Here is a 21,241-nt window from a genome sequence, read left to right on the forward strand (position 1 = left end):
TTGACCCCCGATTTACAACTCCAGCTGGCTTTGTTGCATGAATGGAAAAATAGACAGGGGATGTCCCGGTCGTTTTCTATCTTCAAAGCGGTAGCTATCCGACATCCCGAGCTGCGCCATCCGGTTGAGCGCCTTGCGGTTTTCCTTTTGGGCTAGCCGGTAGAAGTACCGCACAATGAAGTGATTATCCGCCCGACAGCAAGCGCATTCTGAGCATCAGAAGACATCTTGACATATCTACTTTGGACTGATTTTGTCTGTTAGTCTAGGGCGACTTGTGGGTTAACTATTGGGTAGTTAAAGCCGATGGCGCTTTGGCGTCTCAGCTGTTCGTCGCCCTACTATCAGCCCCTCTTCAGATTGTGAAAAAGCGATCGCGGCGGTGGCGATGGAGCCTTTGCTTCATCGTCGGTTTTTTACTTCTATCGCTTAGCAGCGTTTGGCGGCTGCATTCATCGATTGCTGAGCCGACAGTGCCAGCGCTGCCGCAGGATCGCCACGTGCAGGTGTTTTTCAACCATTCTGAAGCCAATCTCTACGAAGAGCCCTACCGTCACCTGAAGCGCTACGGGGATGATCTGGAGCAGGTGATTATTGACGCGATCGCGCAGGCCCACCAGTCCATCGACATTGCCGTTCATGAAATCAACCTGCCCCGGGTGGCCCAAGCGCTAGTGGTCCAGGCGCAGAAGGGCGTCGCGGTGCGGGTGATCGTCGAAAATCAGTACAGTACGCCCTGGAGTCTGAAGGATGGGCGGGCTTTGCCGGAGGGGCGCGATCGCAGTAAATACGAAGACCTGGTCGCCCTGGCCGACACTAACCATAACGGGCGTCTGAGCACGTCAGAAATTGAGCAGGGGGACGCCCTGCTGATGCTGCAAAGGGCGCAGATTTCCCTAATCGACGACACCGCCGACGGCTCCAAGGGCAGCGGCCTGATGCACCATAAGTTTATGGTGATTGACCAGCGGCGCGTGATCATGGGCTCAGCCAACTGGACGATTTCAGACATCCACGGCGACACCCTCGACCCGGAAAGCCGGGGCAATGCTAACGCGCTGCTGACCCTGGAAAGCCCTGACCTGGCTAACCGCTACCAGACGGAATTCAACCTGATGTGGGGCGATGGTCCTGACGGGCAGAAGGACAGTCAGTTTGGCCTGCAAAAGCGCCATCGCGGCTCGGAGACCTTTCTGATTCCCGGCAGCTCGCTCACCGTCATGTTTTCTCCCCTCTCGCCGACCCAGCCCTGGCAGCAGAGCGTCAACGGCCTGATTGCCAGCACCCTCAGCCGCGCCAGCCGCAGCATCGATCTGGCCCTTTTCGTATTCTCAGACCAGGGCATCGCCAACCAGTTGGAAGCCGAAGTCAAAACCGGTGTCGCCCTCCGCGCCCTGATCGACCCCGGCTTTGTCTATCGCAGCTACAGTGAAGCCCTCGACCTGCTGGGCGTTACTCTCCCCGACCACCGCTGCCGCATTGAGGCCAACAACCATCCCTGGTTAGCGCCGATCACCACTGTCGGCTCTCCCAAACTACCCAAGGGGGATAAACTGCACCACAAATTCGCCGTCATCGACGATGCCACCGTGATTATCGGTTCGCAAAACTGGAGCAAAGCCGCCAATACCCAAAACGACGAAAACCTGCTGGTGATCCAAAACCCTACCGTCGCCGCCCACTTCAAGCGTGAATTTGAACGGCTCAACCGCGATGCCTACACCGGCCTGACACCGCTGCTTCAAAGTAAAATCGATCGGCAAAAGCAAGCCTGTGGGTTGTAAGTGAGGTGGGGGTTTGAGTTATGATTTTGAGCCAAGCCGAATTTGATGCAATTTTGCAGGATACGTCAAAAATCATTCAGACAAATATTGTCTGGCAGAAACATCCTCAGCACGAACGATTACTCAAATTTAAGGCCGAAATTATTTCTGCATCAGCAGCCTATCAGCTATCATTGCGCGGAACTTATAACCCTATACTTCATGCTTTGAGCTACCACATCATCTGTCCGCCCTATGGTAGAATTTATGGTTTAGATATGGGAAAGGATCACAAGAACCCTGATGGTCAGCTTGTAGGAGAAAAGCATAAGCATCGCTGGAGTGAGAGCTATCGAGATAAGCAGGCTTACCTGCCACAGGATATTACTGCTGCTGAGGATGATCCGGTTGGGGTTTGGCAGCAGTTTTGTGAAGAGGCTCTCATTCGCCATAATGGGATTATGCGACCTCCGCCTCCGTTGCAGCTAGGGCTATTCTGATGACGTATATGCCTTGTCAAACCATCGCCGAAACCTTAGGCAATCTATTTACTTGCACAGAGGTCAACGGGCTTACGCGGGTTCGTACTCCCTATCTTTATCCAGATGGGGATGTAATTGATCTGTTCTTTGAGGTTTCTCAGGGTCGGCAGATCATGACGGATTTTGGGGAAACGATGCGTTGGCTACTGTCCCAAACGACCAGCGAGATTTTATCGAAAAAGCAGGAACAAGCGATCCAAGATATTTTGCTTACTCATGATGTCGAGCAATATCGGGGAGCGCTGATCGTGCGAGTTGGGGCTGAGGAGACTCTAGCGGGGGCTACGATGCGCCTGGCTCAGGCCGCGATTGCGGTGAGTAATCTTTGGTTCTTATCAAGGACCCGTGTGGCATCTTCCCTTCAAGATGAGATTGCGGAATTACTTCGAGAACGAAAAATACGTTTTGAGGCAAATGAAAAGCTTGGAGGACGATCCGGACGTTCTTGGCGAATTGATTTTCACACTTGGCATCCTCAGCATAGCTCTCTGGTACAGGTGCTGAGTACGGGAAGCCGGGCGGCGGCAAATACAAAGGCCAATAGCGTTTTGGCGGCCTGGTATGATTTGTCACAATTTAAAGTTGGGGCACAGCCTCTGCGGTTTATTTCTTTATTTGATGACACGCTAGATGTATGGAGGACTGAGACAATTCGCCAGTTAGAGGAGTTGTCAGATATCGCTTATTGGTCGGAGCCGAATCGGTTTGTGGAGATGGTAGTTTCGGCTGATCGTGATTAGGAATGTGATGATCGTGATTAGGAATGTGATGACATGGCATGGGGCGTTGCTGTTTATATTGATGCAGTTTAAGAAGATTGATTGTGGAAATTAAGACAGATGAATACTATTTTTGATGTTGGCAAGGAGATTTTACAATGACGTTACAGGAAATTATTAAATCCCTTGATGAGCTGTCTGCAGAGGAGCAGGCATCTTTAATGAATGTGCTGCGCCTGAAGTTATCGCGAATATCTAGAGAAGAACAGGGAGAAGCCGCAAAAAATGAGGGTGAGACCTTTTGGCAAGGAATTTTGAGCTTTAGAGAAGCGATTGAGAAGGAGGGAATCGTTTTTACCGATGAGGATTTTGCTGATTTGAGAGATCGCAGTCCCGGCAGAGAAATTGAGCTGTGACAATCAGGTTTTTGCTCGACGCTAATGTTCTCTCAGAACCGAGTCGGCCTCAGCCCAACAGCAATGTTCTAAATCAGCTCAATCTCTATCGTTCAGAGGTAGGGGTTGCAAGCGTTGTGGTTCATGAAATACTTTACGGCTGCTGGCGCTTACCACAGTCCAGGCGTAGGGACACGCTATGGCAGTATATTCAGGTTTCGGTGCTGGGTTTGCCTGTGTTTGACTATGACCTATAGGCGGCGCGGTGGCACACCCAGGAAAGGGCAAGACTAGCCAAGATTGGTCGAACGCCAGCATTTGCTGACGGGCAGATTGCGAGCATTGCTTTTTGTAATGGGCTGACCTTGGTGACGAATAATGTGTTCGATTTCCAGAATTTTGAAGGTCTGACGGTAGAGAACTGGTTTGTAGCTGTTGACGAAAGTGGGATTTGAGCCATGAGTGGACAGCCATTCTCGTGCGCGATGCCTATACTAGCCTGACGCCGTTGCTTCAAAGCAAGCTTAATCAGCAGAAGAAGTTTGCGTCTTATCGCCATGCCCTTTGATGATGACCGTTTTGAGCTTCGTTATTAGCTTAGCCAGTGAGAGAAAGGCTACTTAGAAGAGGTCTATAACGGCTGATTTGGAATAGCCCTTACTACCGATCAAGATTATTGTTGTCGCTATTCGCTTAAAGCATCATGAGTAAGCCGAGTGTACGCCCGACCACTGCCGCAGTCGCAAAGTTCCAAGCGCTTCACTGTCAACGGTGCATTGGGCCTCAGCGGGCCACCAGGTGTCTGCTGCTTTGAGGGCAAATTTGTCGCCATGTTTGGCGGGCCGCCCGTGCCCTGGGTAAGGCGGCGGTGGCCCGTAGACAACGCGGTTTGGGCGCAGCCGCATCAGCTTGTCACAGGCAATCTCAGCGCTCAGTTGGACGAAGCGCCCGCAGCCATATTCTGAATCCCAGAGTGACAAAGGCCGATGCTCAATCCCTTCACAGACCGTTTTGAGCTGTGCTGCTGCTTTCTCTAAGGGGGTCTCAAAACTGGTGATGCGCTCGTGCAATAGGGGCAGCGCCCAGCTCCCTTGAGGTTCCGGCACACACACTAGCGTGCTGTAGCCTTGCCCAATCGTCACCGGGGCTGCTTCGGCATAGGCGGGGGGCTGGTGTTCATAGGTTCGCTCTTGCAGCGTTGGCGACCACAGTCGTGGCCAGGCGGTGTGGTCGCCCGCTAGCACCAGTTGCCCTGCGCTGGCGGTGGGCAGTTGCTCCGCGTAGAGCCCCATCAGCTTGCGACTCGGCGGCTGGCTGCGCGCCAGGCTTTTGTACAGGCTCGACCAGGCTCGCCGAAACACTGGCGATAGCGATAGCTCCGCAAAGCTGGTGATGCTACGGCTCGTCAGGACCGCATCCATCAAGTCAAATAGCCCATCACGGCCATTCCCCATCAGCTGATAGGCGCGCTATTCTCGATTCGCTCGAAAACCTGGTAGAAACGCTCGAAGCAGGTGGCCAGTCTTTTCGAGCGCGGCTGCAAGCGAGGATGCGCTCGGCTTACGTGCATCACTACCGACAGATGCTGCCTCGTCTGCTGAAGATCTTAGACTTCCGCTGTGACAGCCCTCATCTAGCACCGTTGCTCTCAGCCATCGAGCTATTGAAGAAATATGCGGATCACCCCGGTTCCACTTACCCTACTGGCGTCGAGGTGCCGGTTGAAGGCGTGATCCGCAACGATTGGCAAACCGCCGCGCAATCAGAGAATGCTGACGGCGTAATCTCGGTGGACCGAGTAGTCTACGAGATTGGCGTACTGCGGACTCTGCGAGAGAAGCTACGTTGCTAGGAAGTCTGGGTTCCCGGTGCCAAGCGCTACCGTAACCCGGCTCATGACGTCCCCAAAGACTTCGAACAACAGCGATTCAGGAAGGGCTCAACGTGGTTGAGAACTGGAACAGCGCCAACAGCTTCATCTTCTATGGCAAGAGCGGTGAGTTTGCCACCAACCGGATGGCTATGCAGGAACTGTCGATGCTCTGCTTAGATCTGCTCCAGATCAGTTTGGTCTACGTCAACACCTTGATGATCCAGCAGGTGTTAGCCGAGCAGGTGTGGCTGGAGCGCATGGGTCAAGACGAGCTGCGGGCGCTGACGCCGTTAATCTACGCCCACGTCAATCCCTATGGGCGTTTCAGCCTCGACATGAGTACCAGACTGGAGATTGAGGCAGTAGCTCCCTGATGAAGGGAGAAGCAATAACCTAAACTTATAAATTGAGGACATTTTTTCGGGTGCTGGCACCTATCCCGGTCCTTATTGCCCCTGGTGACAGCTTCGCTTCAATTACCCCTAGATCGGCTAGATGAAGCTGACCCAGCAGATGTCTCGCGAGACACTGGAGACTGCGATGAGCATCGTTCATTGCATCGCGATCGCTTAGTTTGCCTACACGTCTATGACCGGGCCGTCTTCCAGTTCAGCATCAGCGGTCGCTGTAGTCGGCTTGCGGCTGTTCAAGTAGTCTCGCACCAGCGAGGACACTTCCGTAAGCAGAAGCGTTGCGAGCACGCCATCGTCAATCCAGCCAATGATGGGAATGAAATCGGGCGCAATGTCGATCGGGCTAACCAGATAGGCTAGCGATCCGAGAATGATTAGCCAGCGATATTTAGGATTGCGCAAGGCATTCCGGTACCAGTCGTAGAAAGCTTTGGCAGGGTTTTTCATAGCGAATTGAGCTTAGTAGACGTTATTGCTAATGTTCGCAAGCTTAGCGAAGCTTTCCCAGTGGTGATATCCCCCTGCGGTCAAGACGTTTCCCCTCTGCGGTACCCCTTTTGGAATCTTTCGGGATTACTTTCGCCAGGGCCAGCGCGTCCCCATCTCAGTCAGCGCTGAGAAAATCAGATAGCCCACCAGCAGCCCCACGCCAGCTAAAAAAGGAATCCAGTCAGAATGCATCGGCGTCATGCAAATTAAGCAGGTACTTCTATCGCCTTGCGCCCTGCCAGGTCAAAGGCCGCATGCACCGCTTTTAGGGCATTTACGCCCTGGTCTTGATCCACAACGCAGCTGATTTTAATCTCTGAAGTGGCGATCATCTGGATGTTAATCTGCTCGGCGGCGAGGGCTTTGAACATATCTGCCGCGACGCCGGGGCGGTAGATCATGCCGACGCCGACAATGCTGACTTTCGCGATCGCGGTATCTACCATTACCTCACCGCAGCCCAGCTCCGCCGCCGCCGAGCGCAGAATCTCGCGGGCCAGCTCGGCCTCGGCCTGGCTGACGGTGAAGGCTATATCCCGGGTGGTCAAACCCCGATGCAGGCGGCAGCGCTGGGACTGAATAATCATGTCTACGCTGATGCCCCGGTCGGCCAGAATCTGGAAAATTCGAGCCGCCATACCGGGCCGATCGGGCACCTGGCGAATGGCCAAGCGGGCCTGATTCAGGTCCAGCGCCGCACCGCGGACCGCTGGGGTCTGAGCGGGAACGCCTTCCCCCAGCCGGGCCGGAGAGCTGGTGACGTCAAACGCCTGGCAGAGGGTGGCAATGGCGCGATCGCAGTCCTCGGCATCGATCGTGCAGCTCACCTTCACCTCGGAAGTGGCGATCATCTGAATATTAATGCCGGCGGCGGCCAGGCTGGAGAACATCTGGGCGGCCACGCCGGGGCGGCCAATCATCCCCGCTCCGGCGATGCTGACCTTAGCGATGCGGCGAGCGATCATTACCTCGGCCTGGTCGGCGGCAGTGGGGTCGAGTCTGAGGGCGGGCGCGATCGCATCGGCGACAGACTCGGCCCGAGTGAGCGAAGTGCTGTCTACTGTGAAAGCAATGTCGTTGGAGTTGCCCTCATGGATGGACTGAATAATCAGGTCTACGTTCAGCTCCTGGCTGGCAATCTCGCCGAACAGCTGCGCCGCTACGCCGGGCCGGTCGGGCACCCGCAGCAGGGCTACTTTAGCCTGGTCGGTATCGAACTCGACCGCGTCTACCGGATGGGCAATCTCCAAACCGTCTAGCGGTCGGGGCTGGGGCACCGGCGAAACCACGACCGTACCGGGGTCGTCACTCCAGCTGGAGCGGACGGCTAGGGTAACACCATAGTTGCGAGCAATCTCCACTGCCCGGGGATGCAGGACGCTCGCCCCCAGGCTGGCCAGCTCCAGCATCTCATCGCAGGTAATCTCGCGCAGCAGCTGAGCCGTCGGCACCAGGCGGGGATCGGCGGTGAGAATGCCGGGCACGTCGGTATAGATTTCACAGCAGTCGGCCTGGAGCGCCGCCGCCAGGGCCACCGCAGAAGTATCCGAGCCGCCCCGGCCCAGGGTAGTAATTTCTAAGTCGTTAGTCTGGCTGATACCCTGGAAGCCCGCAACGACGATCACCTTGCCCTCGTTGAGGTGGCGCTGCAGCCGATCGGTGCTGATGCTGAGGATGCGGGCACGGCTGTGTTCGGCCTCAGTGACGATGCCCACCTGCATTCCGGTGAGGGAAATCGCCGCCTGACCCCGCTCCTGGAGCGCCATGCTGAGCAGCGAAATCGAGACCTGCTCGCCAGTCGAGAGCAGCATATCCATCTCGCGACGGCTGGGGCGGCTGGAAATTTCGTTGGCCAGCTGCACTAGCACGTCGGTGCTTTTGCCCATGGCCGAAACGACCACGACCACTGAGTTGCCCGCCTCAACCGTGCGCTGCACCCGCTCAGCCACCGCCTGAATCCGCTCCACGCTGCCGACGGAAGTCCCCCCGTATTTCTGGACGATTAACGCCATGTCCCCATCAAAACTCAGGTCGCATTCAGTCTAAATAACTTATCAAAAAAATAGCCCAGCTTTATCTAACTTTGGAGTTTTGTAAACGCCGATTAGCAGGCGCTGAGCGCCATTCGCCGAGTTTAGCCGTGACGCTCTGGCCAGGGCAACCCCTCAAAATATAGAGAATTATTAAAAAAAAGCTGTGAAGTGTAGCGATTGTACTGGGGCTAGCCGCGCATCGAACTGTAAAATTATCCATAGAAATTTAACAATTGGTTGCATTCCCATGACGGCAGTCCTCAGCCCGCCCGTTTCAACCCCCGCCACCCAGCAGTCGCCGCACCATGTCGTCATCGTTGGCGGTGGCTTTGGCGGACTCTATGCTGCCAAGGCGCTGGGCGACGCCCGCATCAAGGTAACGCTAGTGGACAAGCGCAACTTTCACCTGTTTCAGCCGCTGCTTTACCAGGTTGCCACGGGTGGGCTATCGGCGGGGGACATTTCTTCACCGCTGCGGGCAATTTTGAGCAAGCAGAAAAACGTCCGGGTGCTGATGGGCGAAGTCGTCGATATCAATCCGCGACGGCAGCAGATTGCGATTAAAAATGGCGAGACGATTCCCTACGATACGCTAATCGTCGCTACGGGCTCCAGCCACCATTACTTTGGCCGGGATGAGTGGGCAAAGATTGCACCGGGGATGAAGACGATTGAAGACGCGCTGGAGGTGCGGCGGCGGATTCTGCTCGCCTTTGAATCGGCAGAAAAGGAAATGAATCCCGAGCGGCGGAAGGCGCTGCTCACCTTTTTCGTCGTCGGCGGTGGCCCCACTGGCGTGGAGCTGGCCGGCGCGATCGCGGAGCTGGCCTACGAAACCCTGCGGGAAGACTTCCGCACGATCAATCCAACCGAAACCAAGATTGTCCTACTAGAGGGGATGGACCGCGTCCTGCCGCCCTACCCCCCTGAGCTGTCTGTCGCAGCGGAGAAGTCGCTGCGCAAGCTGGGCGTCGAGGTGCGGACAAAGACGCTGGTGACCGAAATCGACGGCGACGTGGTGACGTTGAAAAGTGGCGATCGCGTTGAGCAAACGCAGGCTTACACCGTTCTCTGGGCGGCTGGCATTAAGGCCTCTCCCATGGGTCAGGCGATTGCTGAAAAAACCGGGGCTGAGCTCGACCGGACCGGCCGGGTGATTGTCGAACCTGACCTTAGCGTGCCGGGCTATGACAATATTTTCATCGCGGGCGACCTGGCCCACTATGCCCACCAGGGTGACAAGCCGCTGCCGGGGACGGCGGCGACGGCGATGCAGCAGGGCAGCTACCTAGCCACGTCGATTAAAGGTCGGGTTGCCGGTAAACCCACGACGGCTTTTCGCTACAAGGACAGCGGCAGCATGGCCGTGATCGGCCGCAACGAAGCCGTCGCCAACCTCAACTTTGCCAAATTCTCGGGCTTCCCAGCTTGGCTAATCTGGGTCTTCGTCCACATCTACTATCTGATTGAATTTGACAACAAGCTGCTAGTGATGATGCAGTGGGCCTGGCACTATTTCACCAGCCAGCGCGGCGCTCGCCTGATCACCGGGAATGACTCTATCCCAGCGCTCTCTCAGCAGGTGATGAATGAGATGGCTGAGGCCGAACCGGTGAACAATCCGGAAATGGTTGAAGCATAAGCTACTGGAGGGTTGATATCGGATAGGCTAATAGGTGGCGATCGCGGCTCGTATCGGTGCCATCGTCAAAGGCGAGATAGAGATACTCCTCTACGGTCATTTTGGCCGGTGACTGAGCCATGGGAGTCAAGTTTACGCAAATCTATTGCTATTATGCCTCAAGGCAGCCAGACGCATACTGGCCAGGAGTGATGCCCGTCAGCCGTTTGAAATGGCGGTTCAGGCGGCTCTGGTCGCTGAAGCCAGTTTCGAGCGCGGCGGCAGCGATGGGCATGCCGCTGGCCAAAAGCGCTTTAGCCCCGGTGACCCACAGCTGCACCAGGTAAGCGTGGGGCGGACCGCAGGATACAGGGTGCGATAGGTCCAGCCCTCTGGCCCGCCCGCTTGGCCGGTATGGACTTCGCCAGGATGAATTAGGGCCAGGCTGCCAGCGACGGCCTGGTGCAGAGCACCGCGATAGTGAAACGCCTCAATGCCAGATTCGATCAGGGCAATGACATAGCTATCGTGAGTGTGGCGGGAGTTTGCAGCAGGGATTGGCCAGACCCAGGCCGATTGAGGAGCATAGTAGTAGAGTAAAGCGTATCAGTTATGAAGAGGAGCACGGCAGGTGAGCTTGAAACGGTTGGGGCGGCTTTTGCGGGAGGCGTTGCAGGAATGGGGACGGGATAAGTCGTCCCGGCTGGCGGCGGCGCTGGCTTACTACACCGTATTTTCACTGGCTCCGCTGCTGGTGATTGTGATCGCGATCGCGAGCTTCTTCTTTGACCAGGCCGCCGCCCGCGAGCAGATTACTCAGCAAATCCAAAGCCTAATCGGTTCTCAAGGCGCAGAAGCGGTTGGTACGGTCTTGGACAATGCCAACCGGCCCGGTGAAAATACCAGTCTGATTGCTTCGCTGATTAGCATTGTGATTTTGCTATTTGGCGCCACCGGCGTTTTTGTCCAGCTTCAGGACGCGCTGAACACCATTTGGAATGTCGAAGCCCAGCCTCAAAATGCGGCTAAGGGCTTCATCCGCAAGCGTATTCTCTCCTTTGCCATGCTGCTGACAATCGGCTTCTTGCTCATTGTTTCCCTAGTGGTCAGCACCGCTATTTCGGCCCTGTCGGGGTACCTCAGCAGCGCTTTACCAGGCTTCGATGTCCTCTGGCAGTTACTGAATACGGTCGTGTCCCTCGGCATTTTGACCCTACTCTTTGCCCTGTTGTTCAAGTATGTGCCCGATGTCAAAATTGCCTGGAGCGATGTTTGGATCGGGTCGCTGGTGACGTCTGTGCTGTTTACGATCGGCAAATTTGCGCTTGGGGCTTACCTTGGCAATAGCGGTTTTGGCTCGGCCTACGGCGCCGCGGGCTCGTTTATTCTGATCTTGGCCTGGGTTTACTATTCGGCTCAGATTCTCTTCTTCGGGGCGGAACTCACTCAGGTGTACGCGCGCCGCTATGGCTCTCAGATTTTGCCCGATAGCCATGCCGTCTCTACCTTGCCTGAAACAGAAGTATCTCAAGACCAAGAATAAAAGTATGTCTAGCAAATGGCTGAGGTGAATTTACTGAAGCCTATAGACATAGAGAAAAGCTGTCCCAAGCGACCTGTAGAAAATACTGAACTTGCAACAACGCCTTTTTAATATCTAAATCTGGTATTGACTGACTGCGCTTTTTATAAATCTCAGATTGTAGAGATTACAGCCCGAGTTTGATCGCTTTCCAGTGCCGTTTACGATTGAGTCGCCGATCAAGTAGCTACTGCTCTTCAATACTGAGGGACTGAATGATTTGAACTAAGGATTCGATGAGCTGTATGTTCACCTCTGCTCACGCTTTTCCTGGGGCTACTCTGATTCAGCTGGCAGCGGCTAGCTGTCCTTCTAGGGTAACGTCAAAAATTTCTTCGAAGCAGGCTTTTTTATAGTCCAGGTTCCACAGCTCCAGGTCGCAGTTGTCGTTGGCATTAGTGGGCGTGAGAGTGATGGTGAACCGCTTTGACTTTTTGTCATAGCTGGATTGGAAAGTCGCGATCGCGCCAATCCGCCGACGGTCCATGGCGACGGCCAGCCGCAGAATCGCGCTGAGCTGGTCCACCAGCTTGCGGTCCTGCTTGGTCAGCAGATTGCTGTAGCTCTCGTGCTTTTTCTTGGGCTGGCTGCGGCGGTGGTAGCGGGCCAGGTTGGCGATAATTTCCACCTCGGTTTCGGTAAAGCCGAGCAGCTCGCCGTGGCGGATCAGGTAGTAGGAATGCTTGTGGTGGGAGGAGTGGCTAACAAAGTGGCCGCTGTTGTGGAGGATGGCGGCGGCCCAGAGGTGCTCTCGCTGAAGGTCGCCCCAGTCGTGCAGGATGCCCTGGGTTTGGTCGAATAGCTGCACGGCAAATTTAGCAATCTGCTCGGCGTGGGGCAGATCGACCTGGTACTTATGGGCGGTCTTGAATACGCTGCGATCGCGCACCGACTGCTGAAACTGCATTCGGTCTTCGATTAGCCCATGGGTCAGCATCCAGTCTACGACCACTCCTTCGCGCAGGGCACGCTCGCAGATGGTGACGCTTTCGACCCCCAGCAGCTGCATTGCCACCTGCAAAATGACCGCCCCGGCGACGATGATTTCGGCCCGTCGGGGAGACATATCTGCCAGCGCCAGCCTTTCTTTATAGTCTATCTGGCGCAGCCGATCGACCCAGCGGTTCAGGTCCTTTGCGGTAAAGCAGTAGCCGTTGAGCGGGTCAGGCTCGTAGCCGAGCTGCTCGACCGCAATCAGCATACCCAGACTCTCGATGGTGCCAGAGGTGCCGATCAGCTGGAGCGTCTCGCCCGGCTCCAGCTGTCCCTTTAGCTCATCGATGGTGGGCTCTAGCATGCCGTGGACGTAGGCCCGCAGGTAGTTATACTCTGAGTCTTTGAGCGGGTCGCTGCTCACCAGCTGCGCCGTCAGCCGCACCGCACCCACTTTGCTGCTGCTGAGAAATCGATGCGGCCCGCCCGTGCCCAGAATCAGCTCGGTCGACCCGCCGCCGATATCGACAATCACGTGGGGCTGACTGTGCAGCTCGACGCCAGAGAGCACCCCCAGGTAAATTCGCCGCGCCTCTTCGGTACCCGAAATCAGGTTGATGCTCAGCCCCACCTCTTTCTTCACCTGCTCTAGAAAAGCCTGACCGTTCTTCGCCTCTCGAACGGCGCTGGTAGCTACCGCGACCACGTCGTCGGCCTGGCAGCTTTCGGCTATTTTGAGGAACCGCTTCAGGGCCGCGATCGCGCGCTGTATGGCGTTGCGGGTGAGGTTGCCGGTCTTTTCGTGAAAGTCGCCTAGCCGAACAGTATCTTTTGCCTTTTCGACAATGGTGAAGGTCGGCAGGGCAGGCTGAATTTTAACCACCACCATGTGAATGGAGTTGGTGCCGACGTCGATGGCGGCTAAGGTGTAGGTTTCCTGATTGGCCAGGCGGCCCTGAGAAGTGGACGCCAGGGATGGGGCAGTTGATGAAGCAAGTAAACGGGTAGACTTCAGCTGGGACGCTGGGGCCGTGGTTTCAACCATTGCAGCAGGTCATTACAGTAAGTGAATGGAGCGTATCCTTATCCTACAGAGGGGCTATCCGGTTAAAAGAATGGGTCAGGGTACCTTTATCAGTACTTCAAGGCCGCTTTATGCTTTAGATTACCATCCCGGTTCCAAATATTCGCTTGGGTGAAAAAATACGCTTTCTCCAATTTTTGACACCCCATTATCCCATCCAATCACTCGCCGACCACTTTTCCATCAGGGTGAGAATTTCTGCCCCAGCGGCCTCATAGTCAGCCCAGCCCGCTTCGGCTCGGGGATCTTTGACGGCATAGACCGGCAGGCCCTGCAAAGCCGCTTTTTGAAAGGCTGAAAACCGTCGGATACCCGCTTCTAATAGCGGCAGGTTGCCTTCCTGGAGGACTGCTCTCACCTCCTGTCCGGCTTTACTCGGCGCCGGCGGAATAGCAGTGAGCAAAATTCGGTAGTGGTTTGCACGAAGGGCTTTGAGGTATTCAACGGTGAGTACCAGCGCATCTAGGGCGAGGACATCGGGGGTGGTGGGCAGCACCAGCAGGTCGCAGGTTTGGGTCAGGCTGGCCAGGTCATCGGGCACCGGCCGGGCTGGGGTATCGATCACAATGTGGTCGTAGGGATAGGGGGTCTGCTCAGCCTGCCATTCATCGACGACGGCAAACGGCAGCTCGCCCCGGCTGGCCCAGCCCAGGGCAGACCGGTTGGGGTCGGCATCGATCAGCAGCGTTGCGGCATACCCCTGTAAAAAGGCGGCCAGATGAATGGCGGTGGTCGTTTTGCCGACGCCGCCCTTAAAGCTCGCAACGGTGATGATCATGGTCCTAGCGTAGGCGGAGGCGCTGATAATTAGCGCTACAGTTGGGGGGAAGAGTAACTGACTTGGTCACTATGATGCAACGGTCAGCCGTTTTTGACCTCCCCGATGTCGCCAGTACGCACCGGCTGGGCTGGCAGCTGGCGCAGCAGCTGGTGCGGGGAACGGTCCTGCTGCTGGAGGGAGACCTGGGCAGCGGCAAAACTTCCTTGGTCAAGGGACTGGGGGCGGGATTGGGAATTACCGATACGATCGACAGCCCCACCTTCACCCTGATCAATGAATACCTGGACGGTCAGCTGCCGCTGTATCACGTTGACCTCTACCGGCTGACGCCCGCCGCTGCCGACCAGCTGTATCTGGAAACCTACTGGGAAGGCGTGGAAGTGGAGCTAGGCATCGTCGCCATTGAGTGGCCTGAGCGTCTGAGCTATCTGCCGCCTGATCCCCTGCGGCTCTCACTGAGCTATAGCGCGACGGGGGGACGGCAGGCCAAATTCATGATTCCAGAAGGTCTGGCTTCAGCCCTGAACCTTACCGTACTGACCAAACCGATTTGTTAACGTGTCTTCTTCTATAGCCTTTGTCAGAACCGTAAGGATGCTAAAGGGAGATGGGCAATACCGCAAAGGGTATGTGCGAGATCGAACTGACGAGGCCCAAAAGGTTCTATATAATAATCTTCTGATCAATGTACTGAAGATTGCATTACTAGCTATCGAGATATAGCCAGTTTCACAAGCATAAGGTTAGACACAACCTTGTCAAATCAGTGTTGCAGCGCGCGCTGTTCTTTGTAATTATGAAAATGGCTATATCCGTCTGATCGGCTCTCACCGAGGCTAAGTAGTTGAACAAAACTAATTGCACATTTTTTACAAAGGAGAGCCTGATGTCATGCCGTATAGCCCAAGGGGCATGAGCCGGCGTAGCCGCTCTGAAAGAGCAACCTGTCGAGGCATCTATCCCAGAAGCGTCAGTGGTTAAGAGATTCCACCCTGCGGGAAGCCGCAAGCGTCTACGCTATGCTCGGAATGACAATTCCTTCTATGTAAATTTCAATGCTTAGGTACTTAATTGATTAAATCAGGCTATATGTTCACAATGGTACTGACCTTTTTAAAAAGCTACGACATAATTTAGGTATGTTCCAGAAAAGTTTCAGCGGCAGCCGATAGCAATTTAATCTTAGATGGTAGAGGTTAGATGCTAGAGAACGGCTGTAGAGGGAGCGGTATCAAACAGCCTGCTTTGCCGTTTGGCTAAAGCTAATTCGCCAGTTCGCGCTGTCTGTAAGAGGGCTGTCTTGCAATAGGGTTCCTCTCCAAATTTCTGCTTTAAAGTTAGGGTAAAACCTGGTTAAATTTGAGGTTAATGCCGTGGTACAGCTCAATCGGGCTATTGAAAGAGCTGGATTTTTCGACTCGGAAAGAATTCTTTGTTTTTATGTCAATACGACTGGTCGGACTCAGATTATTCGAGTTACTCTAAACGCTGGTTTTTATTGGGAAAAAGTCGAATTTCCGCTTCAGAAAATTTTCTTTGAAGCTTCTGAAGCAGCCAGCTTAGAAGTCCATGTGGGTCGCCAGGGTGAGAAAACTTTGATAGATCTGATTCCCTGTCAGCAGCTGAGAATCAGTCAAGGCTCAGGCGTGGCAAGCTGATGAAAATCTATCTGAACAATAAGAAACCTATGACCCATCGCATTGTTACGAAAGCCAGCATACAGCTCGGAATTCGCGATCGCGAACGCAGAGCTATCCTCGACCTGACGCTGCGGCCCGTCGAAGATGATACCGGACGGATCGTACTGGTCGCTTTAGAAGGGCTCGATATCAGCGATCGTAAACGCTTAGAAACGCAGCTGCTCCGCTGCCAGCGCTTAGAAACGATTGGCAGCCTAGCGGGTAGCATCGCCTGTAACCTGATTAATACACTCGCGCCCATTTCGGGCGTAGCTAAGCTTCTGCGGCTCCAGTTGACGGCCATCGACGATGATACGCATGAAATGCTTCAGCTTCTAGAAAGTAGTGCCAATCGCGCCGATGACTTAGTTCAGCAAATCGTTTCTTTCTTACAAGGAGGCGAAGGAAACCGCACGCTTCTAGGCATAAAGCAGCTACTATCAGAAGTCCAGCAGCTGATGCAGGCGACCTTTCCCGCCTCGATTGAGATTCAAACCTGCTTCTCCCTCGATTTATGGCCGATTGAGGGCGATCAAACCCAGCTCTACCAGGTGCTGCTAAATCTCTGCTTGAATGCCCGTGATGCAATGCCAGAGGGCGGCATTCTGAGACTGTCGGCTGAGAATCTCAGGGTCAATGTCCCCAATCATCTCGGGGACGCTTCATCGGGTCGATATCTGGTCATAACCGTTTCAGATACGGGTTCTGGTATTCCGTCCAGGACATTGGATAAAATTTTCGAGCCTTTCTTCACCACCAAAGCCCCTGATCAAGGAACCGGGCTGGGGCTATCCAAGGCGATGGACATTGTTGAAAGTCATGGTGGATTTATCGATGTGTTTAGTGCTGAAGAGGCCGGTACGCAGTTTGGGGTTTTCTTACCAGCACTGATGCCGACGGAGCCAGTTGCCGCCCCCAGCTAGAAGCCCAGGTAGAGGCACAGCTGGCAGAGGCCTCGACCGGGCTGAGAGAAGCCATCGCCTTGATCGCCCACATTTTTGCTATTCTGTCAATGCGTAAGTCTCAATATCTCAATACAGATGCAAGGCTGGCCCCTGGCTCTATGCCCAAATGGTTTAACACCGCTGGCCCCTGCAAAGCGGATATTCACCATATGCTGCCGCCGCTGGCCCGGCTGCCCCAGCTCGACCGGCTGATTGCGCAGCAGGGATATTTTGTCATCCATGCCCCACGGCAAACGGGCAAAACCACTGCGATGCTGTCTGGACAGGAATTAGGAGATATTCCCAACGACGATGTTCAGTTTTTGATCGATCTGGGCCTATGCCGGCTGCGACCAGAAGGCGGGTTGGCGATCGCAAATCCGATCTATCAAGAAGTCCTGCCTCGGGTCTTGAGTCAGACGCCCCAAGCCGCTCTACCCCAGATCGCGCCGAGCTGGCTGACTGACCAGGGCAGCCTAGATCCGGACAAACTTCTACAGGCGTTTCTAAAGTTTTGGCGTCAGCACGGCCAGCCTCTGCTAAAAAGTGCGCCCTACCACGAGATTGCGCCCCATCTGGTGCTGATGGCGTTTTTGCATCGGGTGGTGAACGGCAGTGGCACGCTAGAGCGAGAATATGCGATTGGCTCGGATCGGATGGATTTATGCCTGCGCTATAGCAAGGTTACCTTGGGCATGGCGTTAAAGGTCTGGCGGGAGGGCCGACCAGACCCGCTCCAAGCGGGTCTGGAGCAGCTCGACCGCTACCTGACCGGATTGGGACTCGCGTCAGGATGGCTGATCATTTTCGACCAGCGCTCAGGGCTGCCGCCGATTGCAGCGCGGACAACGACAGCGCAGGCCGTGACGCCAGCGGGTCGCAGTGTTACGGTGATTCGAGGATAATTAGTCTATCGTCGTGGATGATTACTATGCAGTACTGGCTGATGAAGTCTGAGCCCAGCGTCTATGGGATTGCCGATTTGGAGCGCGATCGCACCGAAATCTGGGACGGCGTCCGCAACTATCAGGCCCGCAACTTTCTCAAGTCGATGGCGGTAGACGACCTGGCCTTTTTCTACCATTCCAATACCAAGCCGCCGGGGATTGCCGGGCTGATGAAAATTGCCGAAGCGCAGGTGGTTGACCCGACCCAGTTCAACGAAGACAGCCCCTACTACGATCCCAAATCGACGCCAGCGGAGCCCCGCTGGCACACGGTCAAGGTCGCCTATGTCGAAACCTTTGAAACCTACATTCCCCTGGACCTGCTGAAGGAAAATTTTGACCCGGAGGAGCTCCAGGTGGTAAAGCGGGGGAATCGGCTGTCGGTGATGCCGGTGGAGACGGGGGTGGCGGAGCGGATTATTGCGATCGCGCAGTCGGCCTGACTTGGCCAAACGGATGGCCCTTCCCTTTATGGAAACCACGAGGCATCCAGCCATGGGCCTGAAGCCGCTGGCCCAGGCGGTGCAGGCCCTGATGCCGGAGATGCAGGTCTATAAAAATCTGCTGCCGTTCCGAACCGCGCTGTAGAGCTATCTGGAGTAATGTTGTCAAAAAGCAGACAGCCGTCGATTAAGCTGTTCTATTTGAGAGAACTTTACTACCCACAACAATGCTGACGTCAAATCCTTTAACCCAACAAACCGCCCTGATCACCGGGGCTGGCGCGAGATTAATCCTCGCGGCCCGGCGCAAGGCAAAGCTGCAATCGATGGCCGACGATCTCCAGCGAACCGAACAGCCCATGTCAACCTCAGCGAAATCTATCTGATGTCTACCGACCCGTCTTCAGGGATGCTAATCCACCGGAGCCCGGCATGACGACCGAGCAAATTATCCTGCTCACCGCCCTTTTGGCCGCTTTTGTTCAGGGAACCGCCGGATTTGGCTTCGCTCTGGTAGCCATGCCGGTGCTGTCAGGGCTGATTGGCATTGAGGTCGCCACTCCCCTAGTAGCGCTGACGATGCTGACGAACAATACCCTGCTCGGCCTCTACTACCGCCGCGCCTGTGACTGGGCCGTGGTTAGGCAGCTATTGGTGGGGTCGGTGCTGGGCATCCCCTTAGGCTTTTTGGCGCTGCGATATATCCCGGCAGCGGAGATGCTGACGGCGCTGGGACTGCTGATTGTGGCCTATGCCCTCTATAGCCTGATCGGTCCAGTCATACCAGCGCTAAAGGGTAGGACATGGACCTATGGCACCGGCTTTCTGGCTGGCATCCTCATCGGCAGCTACAATTTGCCGGGGCCGCCGGTGGTGCTGTACGGCGACAGTCAGGGCTGGAACCAGGAAACATTCAAAGGCAATCTCACCAGCTTTTTTTGGGTGAATGCCGTTATTGTGATTCTCGGTCATGGGCTCCAGCATCGGCTGTCTGAGCAGATATTTAATCAATATTTGCTCACCATTCCCAGCCTATTGCTAGGACTGACGGCTGGCGTTGCGCTGTCCAAATTTTTCAACCCTTTGCTATTTCGAAGGCTCGTTCTGGGGGGATTGATTGTGATTGGAATTCACTTAATTATAGTGGGGGTTAAAACTCAATAGAAGAGGAGCCAGAAATGGCCAGAAAGCTGAATAAGGCTCAAAGTCCCTCTCCCCGGGGCTGCCGTGTATACACAACTGAAAGACAATGACCGAAAGTATTGATATTCCTTGGATTCGCCTACTCTGCGAGAAGCCACTTTGGCGTCTACATCCTAAATCCTTCTCCCGTAGAGCTTTGCTCTTCTCGCAGAGTGGGCTTCGAGAAGTGGCCTAATTCTCAGACTTGTGTATACACAGCAGCCCCCAATAATCTTGCTTTAAATTTATTCTTTGTTGCTTTATAAAGGCTGACTTAAACCTTACTTTCATAAGCAAAAAGACAATCGTATCTTGATATACACAACCGGCATTTGTGATTGGTTATATAGTTAAAATACGCGCTTTCTTGAGATAATTATGTAGACTATTTATCGAGAGTTTTTGTTTTCTATCAGAGGTCATTTTCAATGGTTGCAAGTCTGAATCCGAACAGAACCGACTTAGGAAAAATGGATACCGAGTCGCTGTGGCATGCCATGGTGCAGCACCGGCCATTTTCTGAGAAGCCGCCTAAATGCATGAAGCGCGGGGTTGGCTGCCACGTCACCGACGCCGAGGGCGTCGAGTACCTAGACGGCGTTTCTGGCCTGTGGTGCGTCAACGTGGGCTATGGCCGTCAGGAGCTAGCGGATGTCGCCTATGAGCAGATGGTGGAGCTGGCCTACTCTCCCCTCACCATGAGTCATGAGCCGGGCATTCGGCTGGCCCACAAGCTGCTGGCGCTGCTGGGCTACGAGGGCAAAGTCTTCTTTTCTACCAGCGGTTCCGAAGCCAACGAGACCGCCTTCAAAATCGCTCGCCAGTACCATGCTCAAACCGCTGCGGCGGGGTCTGGTCCCCGCTATAAGGTCATTTCTCGCTACCGGGGCTACCACGGCCACACCATGGGCGCCCTCAGCGCCACCGCCCAGGCCGAGCGCAAGCTGAAGTATGAGCCGCTGGTGCCGGGCTTCCTCCACGTCAGCCCGCCCTACGCCTACCGGTTTGGCGAGGGCCGGTCAGAGGCGGTCTACAACGCCGCCTGTCTGCGGGAGCTAGAGCAGACCATCCTGTACGAAGGGGCGGAATCGGTGGCGGCGGTGATTGTCGAGCCGATTATCTCGGGCGGCGGCGTGATTGTGCCGCCAGAGGGCTACCTGCGCGGGGTGCGGGAGATCTGCGATCGCACCGGCATCCTCCTAATCTACGACGAAGTGGTCAACGGCTTTGGCCGCACGGGCCGCATGTTCGGCCATCAGCACTGGGGCGTACAGCCCGACATGATCTGCTTTGCCAAGGGGCTGACCAGCGGCTACATGCCCCTATCCGCCACGGTCGTCAAGCAGCCTGTCTTTGAAGCCTTTATGGGCGAACCGGGCAGCGACAGCCACTTCCGCCACATCAGCACCTACGGCGGCACCCCCGTCTGCACCGCCGTCGGCCTGCGCAATATCGAAATCCTGGAGCGCGAAGGCCTGCCGGAACGCGCCGCCGAAATGGGTGACTATCTGCTGGGACGGCTGCAAGAGCTGCTCGACCATCCCAACGTCGGCGACGTCCGCGGCAAGGGATTACTGCTGGGCATCGAACTGGTGAAAGACAAAGAGAGCAAGACTCCCTTAGAAGACGCTGGCATGAAGGCCGTCCTCAAGCAGTGCATGGACCATCAGGTGATCATTGGTCGCAACACCAACACCATCCCCGGCTTCACCAACGTCCTCATCCTCTGCCCGCCGCTAGTCGTCACCCGAGAACAGGCCGACCACCTGGCCGATACCCTGCACAAGGCAATATCTACCCTCCACGCTAGGGGATAAA

20 protein-coding genes and 4 pseudogenes are annotated in these 21,241 nt (G+C 55.3%); 17 read left to right on the forward strand and 7 right to left on the reverse strand.

Annotated features, from left to right (window positions below; genetic code table 11):
* Window positions 1-275 precede the first annotated feature (275 nt).
* From IQ241_RS14545 to IQ241_RS26585, 5 genes and pseudogenes are all read left to right on the forward strand, one after another.
* The gene (locus IQ241_RS14545) at window positions 276-1,784 is read left to right on the forward strand and encodes a phospholipase D-like domain-containing protein (protein ID WP_228021733.1); all 1,509 of its coding nucleotides are present in this window, start codon (window positions 276-278) and stop codon (window positions 1,782-1,784) included.
* 26 nt (window positions 1,785-1,810) lie between these two features.
* Window positions 1,811-2,263, forward strand: coding sequence for a DUF6978 family protein (locus tag IQ241_RS14550; protein WP_193908407.1), 453 nt, complete (start codon window positions 1,811-1,813; stop codon window positions 2,261-2,263).
* Window positions 2,263-3,045, forward strand: coding sequence for a DUF1828 domain-containing protein (locus tag IQ241_RS14555; RefSeq protein WP_193908409.1), 783 nt, complete (start codon window positions 2,263-2,265; stop codon window positions 3,043-3,045). The genes IQ241_RS14550 and IQ241_RS14555 overlap by 1 nt, the downstream gene beginning before the upstream one ends.
* Before the next feature lie 137 nt (window positions 3,046-3,182).
* Entirely contained in the window at window positions 3,183-3,440 is a 258-nt protein-coding gene (locus tag IQ241_RS14560; protein ID WP_193908411.1) for a hypothetical protein, read from the forward strand.
* Window positions 3,437-3,874: pseudogene (locus tag IQ241_RS26585) on the forward strand (PIN domain-containing protein). The gene IQ241_RS14560 and the pseudogene IQ241_RS26585 overlap by 4 nt, the downstream one beginning before the upstream one ends.
* A gap of 246 nt (window positions 3,875-4,120) precedes the next feature.
* Here the strand turns inward: IQ241_RS26585 and IQ241_RS14565 are convergent.
* Window positions 4,121-4,873, reverse strand: coding sequence for a transposase (locus IQ241_RS14565; RefSeq protein WP_193908412.1), 753 nt, complete (start codon window positions 4,871-4,873; stop codon window positions 4,121-4,123).
* Window positions 4,874-4,968: 95 nt separating this feature from the next.
* Between IQ241_RS14565 and IQ241_RS14570 the strand changes: the two genes are divergently transcribed.
* Together IQ241_RS14570 and IQ241_RS14575 are read left to right on the forward strand one after the other, a co-directional pair.
* Window positions 4,969-5,271, forward strand: a complete 303-nt coding sequence (locus tag IQ241_RS14570; RefSeq protein WP_193908414.1) for a hypothetical protein — start codon at window positions 4,969-4,971, stop codon at window positions 5,269-5,271.
* Between the two features lie 74 nt (window positions 5,272-5,345).
* A pseudogene (locus IQ241_RS14575) lies at window positions 5,346-5,666 on the forward strand (Tn3 family transposase); the annotation flags it as partial.
* 204 nt (window positions 5,667-5,870) lie between these two features.
* Here IQ241_RS14575 and IQ241_RS14580 read toward each other — a convergent pair.
* Window positions 5,871-6,152, reverse strand: coding sequence for a YkvA family protein (locus IQ241_RS14580; RefSeq protein WP_193908416.1), 282 nt, complete (start codon window positions 6,150-6,152; stop codon window positions 5,871-5,873).
* Between the two features lie 248 nt (window positions 6,153-6,400).
* The gene (locus tag IQ241_RS14585) at window positions 6,401-8,206 is read right to left on the reverse strand and encodes an aspartate kinase (protein WP_193908418.1); all 1,806 of its coding nucleotides are present in this window, start codon (window positions 8,204-8,206) and stop codon (window positions 6,401-6,403) included.
* A 268-nt stretch (window positions 8,207-8,474) separates the two neighbouring features.
* Between IQ241_RS14585 and IQ241_RS14590 the strand changes: the two genes are divergently transcribed.
* Window positions 8,475-9,869, forward strand: coding sequence for an NAD(P)/FAD-dependent oxidoreductase (locus IQ241_RS14590; RefSeq protein WP_193908420.1), 1,395 nt, complete (start codon window positions 8,475-8,477; stop codon window positions 9,867-9,869).
* A gap of 151 nt (window positions 9,870-10,020) precedes the next feature.
* Here IQ241_RS14590 and IQ241_RS25615 read toward each other — a convergent pair whose 3' ends face one another.
* Window positions 10,021-10,188 carry a helix-turn-helix domain-containing protein gene (locus IQ241_RS25615; RefSeq protein WP_390622465.1) on the reverse strand — a complete coding sequence of 56 codons (168 nt, stop codon included), beginning with the start codon at window positions 10,186-10,188 and terminating at the stop codon, window positions 10,021-10,023.
* An 83-nt stretch (window positions 10,189-10,271) separates the two neighbouring features.
* A pseudogene (locus IQ241_RS26590) lies at window positions 10,272-10,406 on the reverse strand (AraC family ligand binding domain-containing protein); the annotation flags it as partial.
* Between the two features lie 73 nt (window positions 10,407-10,479).
* Here IQ241_RS26590 and IQ241_RS14600 point away from each other — a divergent pair.
* Window positions 10,480-11,391 carry a YihY/virulence factor BrkB family protein gene (locus tag IQ241_RS14600; RefSeq protein WP_193908422.1) on the forward strand — a complete coding sequence of 304 codons (912 nt, stop codon included), beginning with the start codon at window positions 10,480-10,482 and terminating at the stop codon, window positions 11,389-11,391.
* A gap of 325 nt (window positions 11,392-11,716) precedes the next feature.
* Here the strand turns inward: IQ241_RS14600 and IQ241_RS14605 are convergent, their stop codons facing one another.
* Together IQ241_RS14605 and IQ241_RS14610 are read right to left on the reverse strand one after the other, a co-directional pair.
* Window positions 11,717-13,408, reverse strand: a complete 1,692-nt coding sequence (locus IQ241_RS14605) for a Ppx/GppA phosphatase family protein (protein ID WP_193908424.1) — start codon at window positions 13,406-13,408, stop codon at window positions 11,717-11,719.
* Between the two features lie 187 nt (window positions 13,409-13,595).
* Complete coding sequence (locus IQ241_RS14610; RefSeq protein ID WP_193908426.1) at window positions 13,596-14,225, reverse strand: ParA family protein; 630 nt, start codon at window positions 14,223-14,225, stop codon at window positions 13,596-13,598.
* A gap of 71 nt (window positions 14,226-14,296) precedes the next feature.
* Between IQ241_RS14610 and tsaE the strand changes: the two genes are divergently transcribed.
* The 8 genes and pseudogenes from tsaE (at window position 14,297) to IQ241_RS14645 (ending at window position 21,240) form a co-directional block, all read left to right on the forward strand.
* Window positions 14,297-14,785 carry a tRNA (adenosine(37)-N6)-threonylcarbamoyltransferase complex ATPase subunit type 1 TsaE gene (tsaE, locus tag IQ241_RS14615; RefSeq protein WP_193908435.1) on the forward strand — a complete coding sequence of 163 codons (489 nt, stop codon included), beginning with the start codon at window positions 14,297-14,299 and terminating at the stop codon, window positions 14,783-14,785.
* A gap of 816 nt (window positions 14,786-15,601) precedes the next feature.
* Complete coding sequence (locus IQ241_RS14620; protein WP_193908437.1) at window positions 15,602-15,886, forward strand: DUF1830 domain-containing protein; 285 nt, start codon at window positions 15,602-15,604, stop codon at window positions 15,884-15,886.
* Window positions 15,887-15,915: 29 nt separating this feature from the next.
* Window positions 15,916-16,830 carry a two-component system sensor histidine kinase NtrB gene (locus IQ241_RS14625; protein ID WP_193908439.1) on the forward strand — a complete coding sequence of 305 codons (915 nt, stop codon included), beginning with the start codon at window positions 15,916-15,918 and terminating at the stop codon, window positions 16,828-16,830.
* Window positions 16,831-17,123: 293 nt separating this feature from the next.
* Window positions 17,124-17,756, forward strand: a pseudogene (locus IQ241_RS14630) (ATP-binding protein); the annotation flags it as partial.
* 26 nt (window positions 17,757-17,782) lie between these two features.
* Window positions 17,783-18,241, forward strand: coding sequence for an EVE domain-containing protein (locus tag IQ241_RS14635; RefSeq protein ID WP_193908447.1), 459 nt, complete (start codon window positions 17,783-17,785; stop codon window positions 18,239-18,241).
* 13 nt (window positions 18,242-18,254) lie between these two features.
* Window positions 18,255-18,386 (forward strand): hypothetical protein, encoded by a 132-nt coding sequence (locus IQ241_RS25995; RefSeq protein WP_265579897.1) that lies wholly within the window; start codon window positions 18,255-18,257, stop codon window positions 18,384-18,386.
* A gap of 287 nt (window positions 18,387-18,673) precedes the next feature.
* On the forward strand, window positions 18,674-19,405 hold the full coding sequence (locus tag IQ241_RS14640) for a sulfite exporter TauE/SafE family protein (protein ID WP_193908452.1): 732 nt from the start codon (window positions 18,674-18,676) through the stop codon (window positions 19,403-19,405).
* Window positions 19,406-19,851: 446 nt separating this feature from the next.
* The gene (locus tag IQ241_RS14645; protein ID WP_193908454.1) at window positions 19,852-21,240 is read left to right on the forward strand and encodes an aminotransferase; all 1,389 of its coding nucleotides are present in this window, start codon (window positions 19,852-19,854) and stop codon (window positions 21,238-21,240) included.
* Window position 21,241 lies beyond the last annotated feature (1 nt).

It is taken from the genome of Vasconcelosia minhoensis LEGE 07310 (assembly GCF_015207255.1).
GTDB lineage: Bacteria > Cyanobacteriota > Cyanobacteriia > Phormidesmidales > Phormidesmidaceae > Vasconcelosia > Vasconcelosia minhoensis.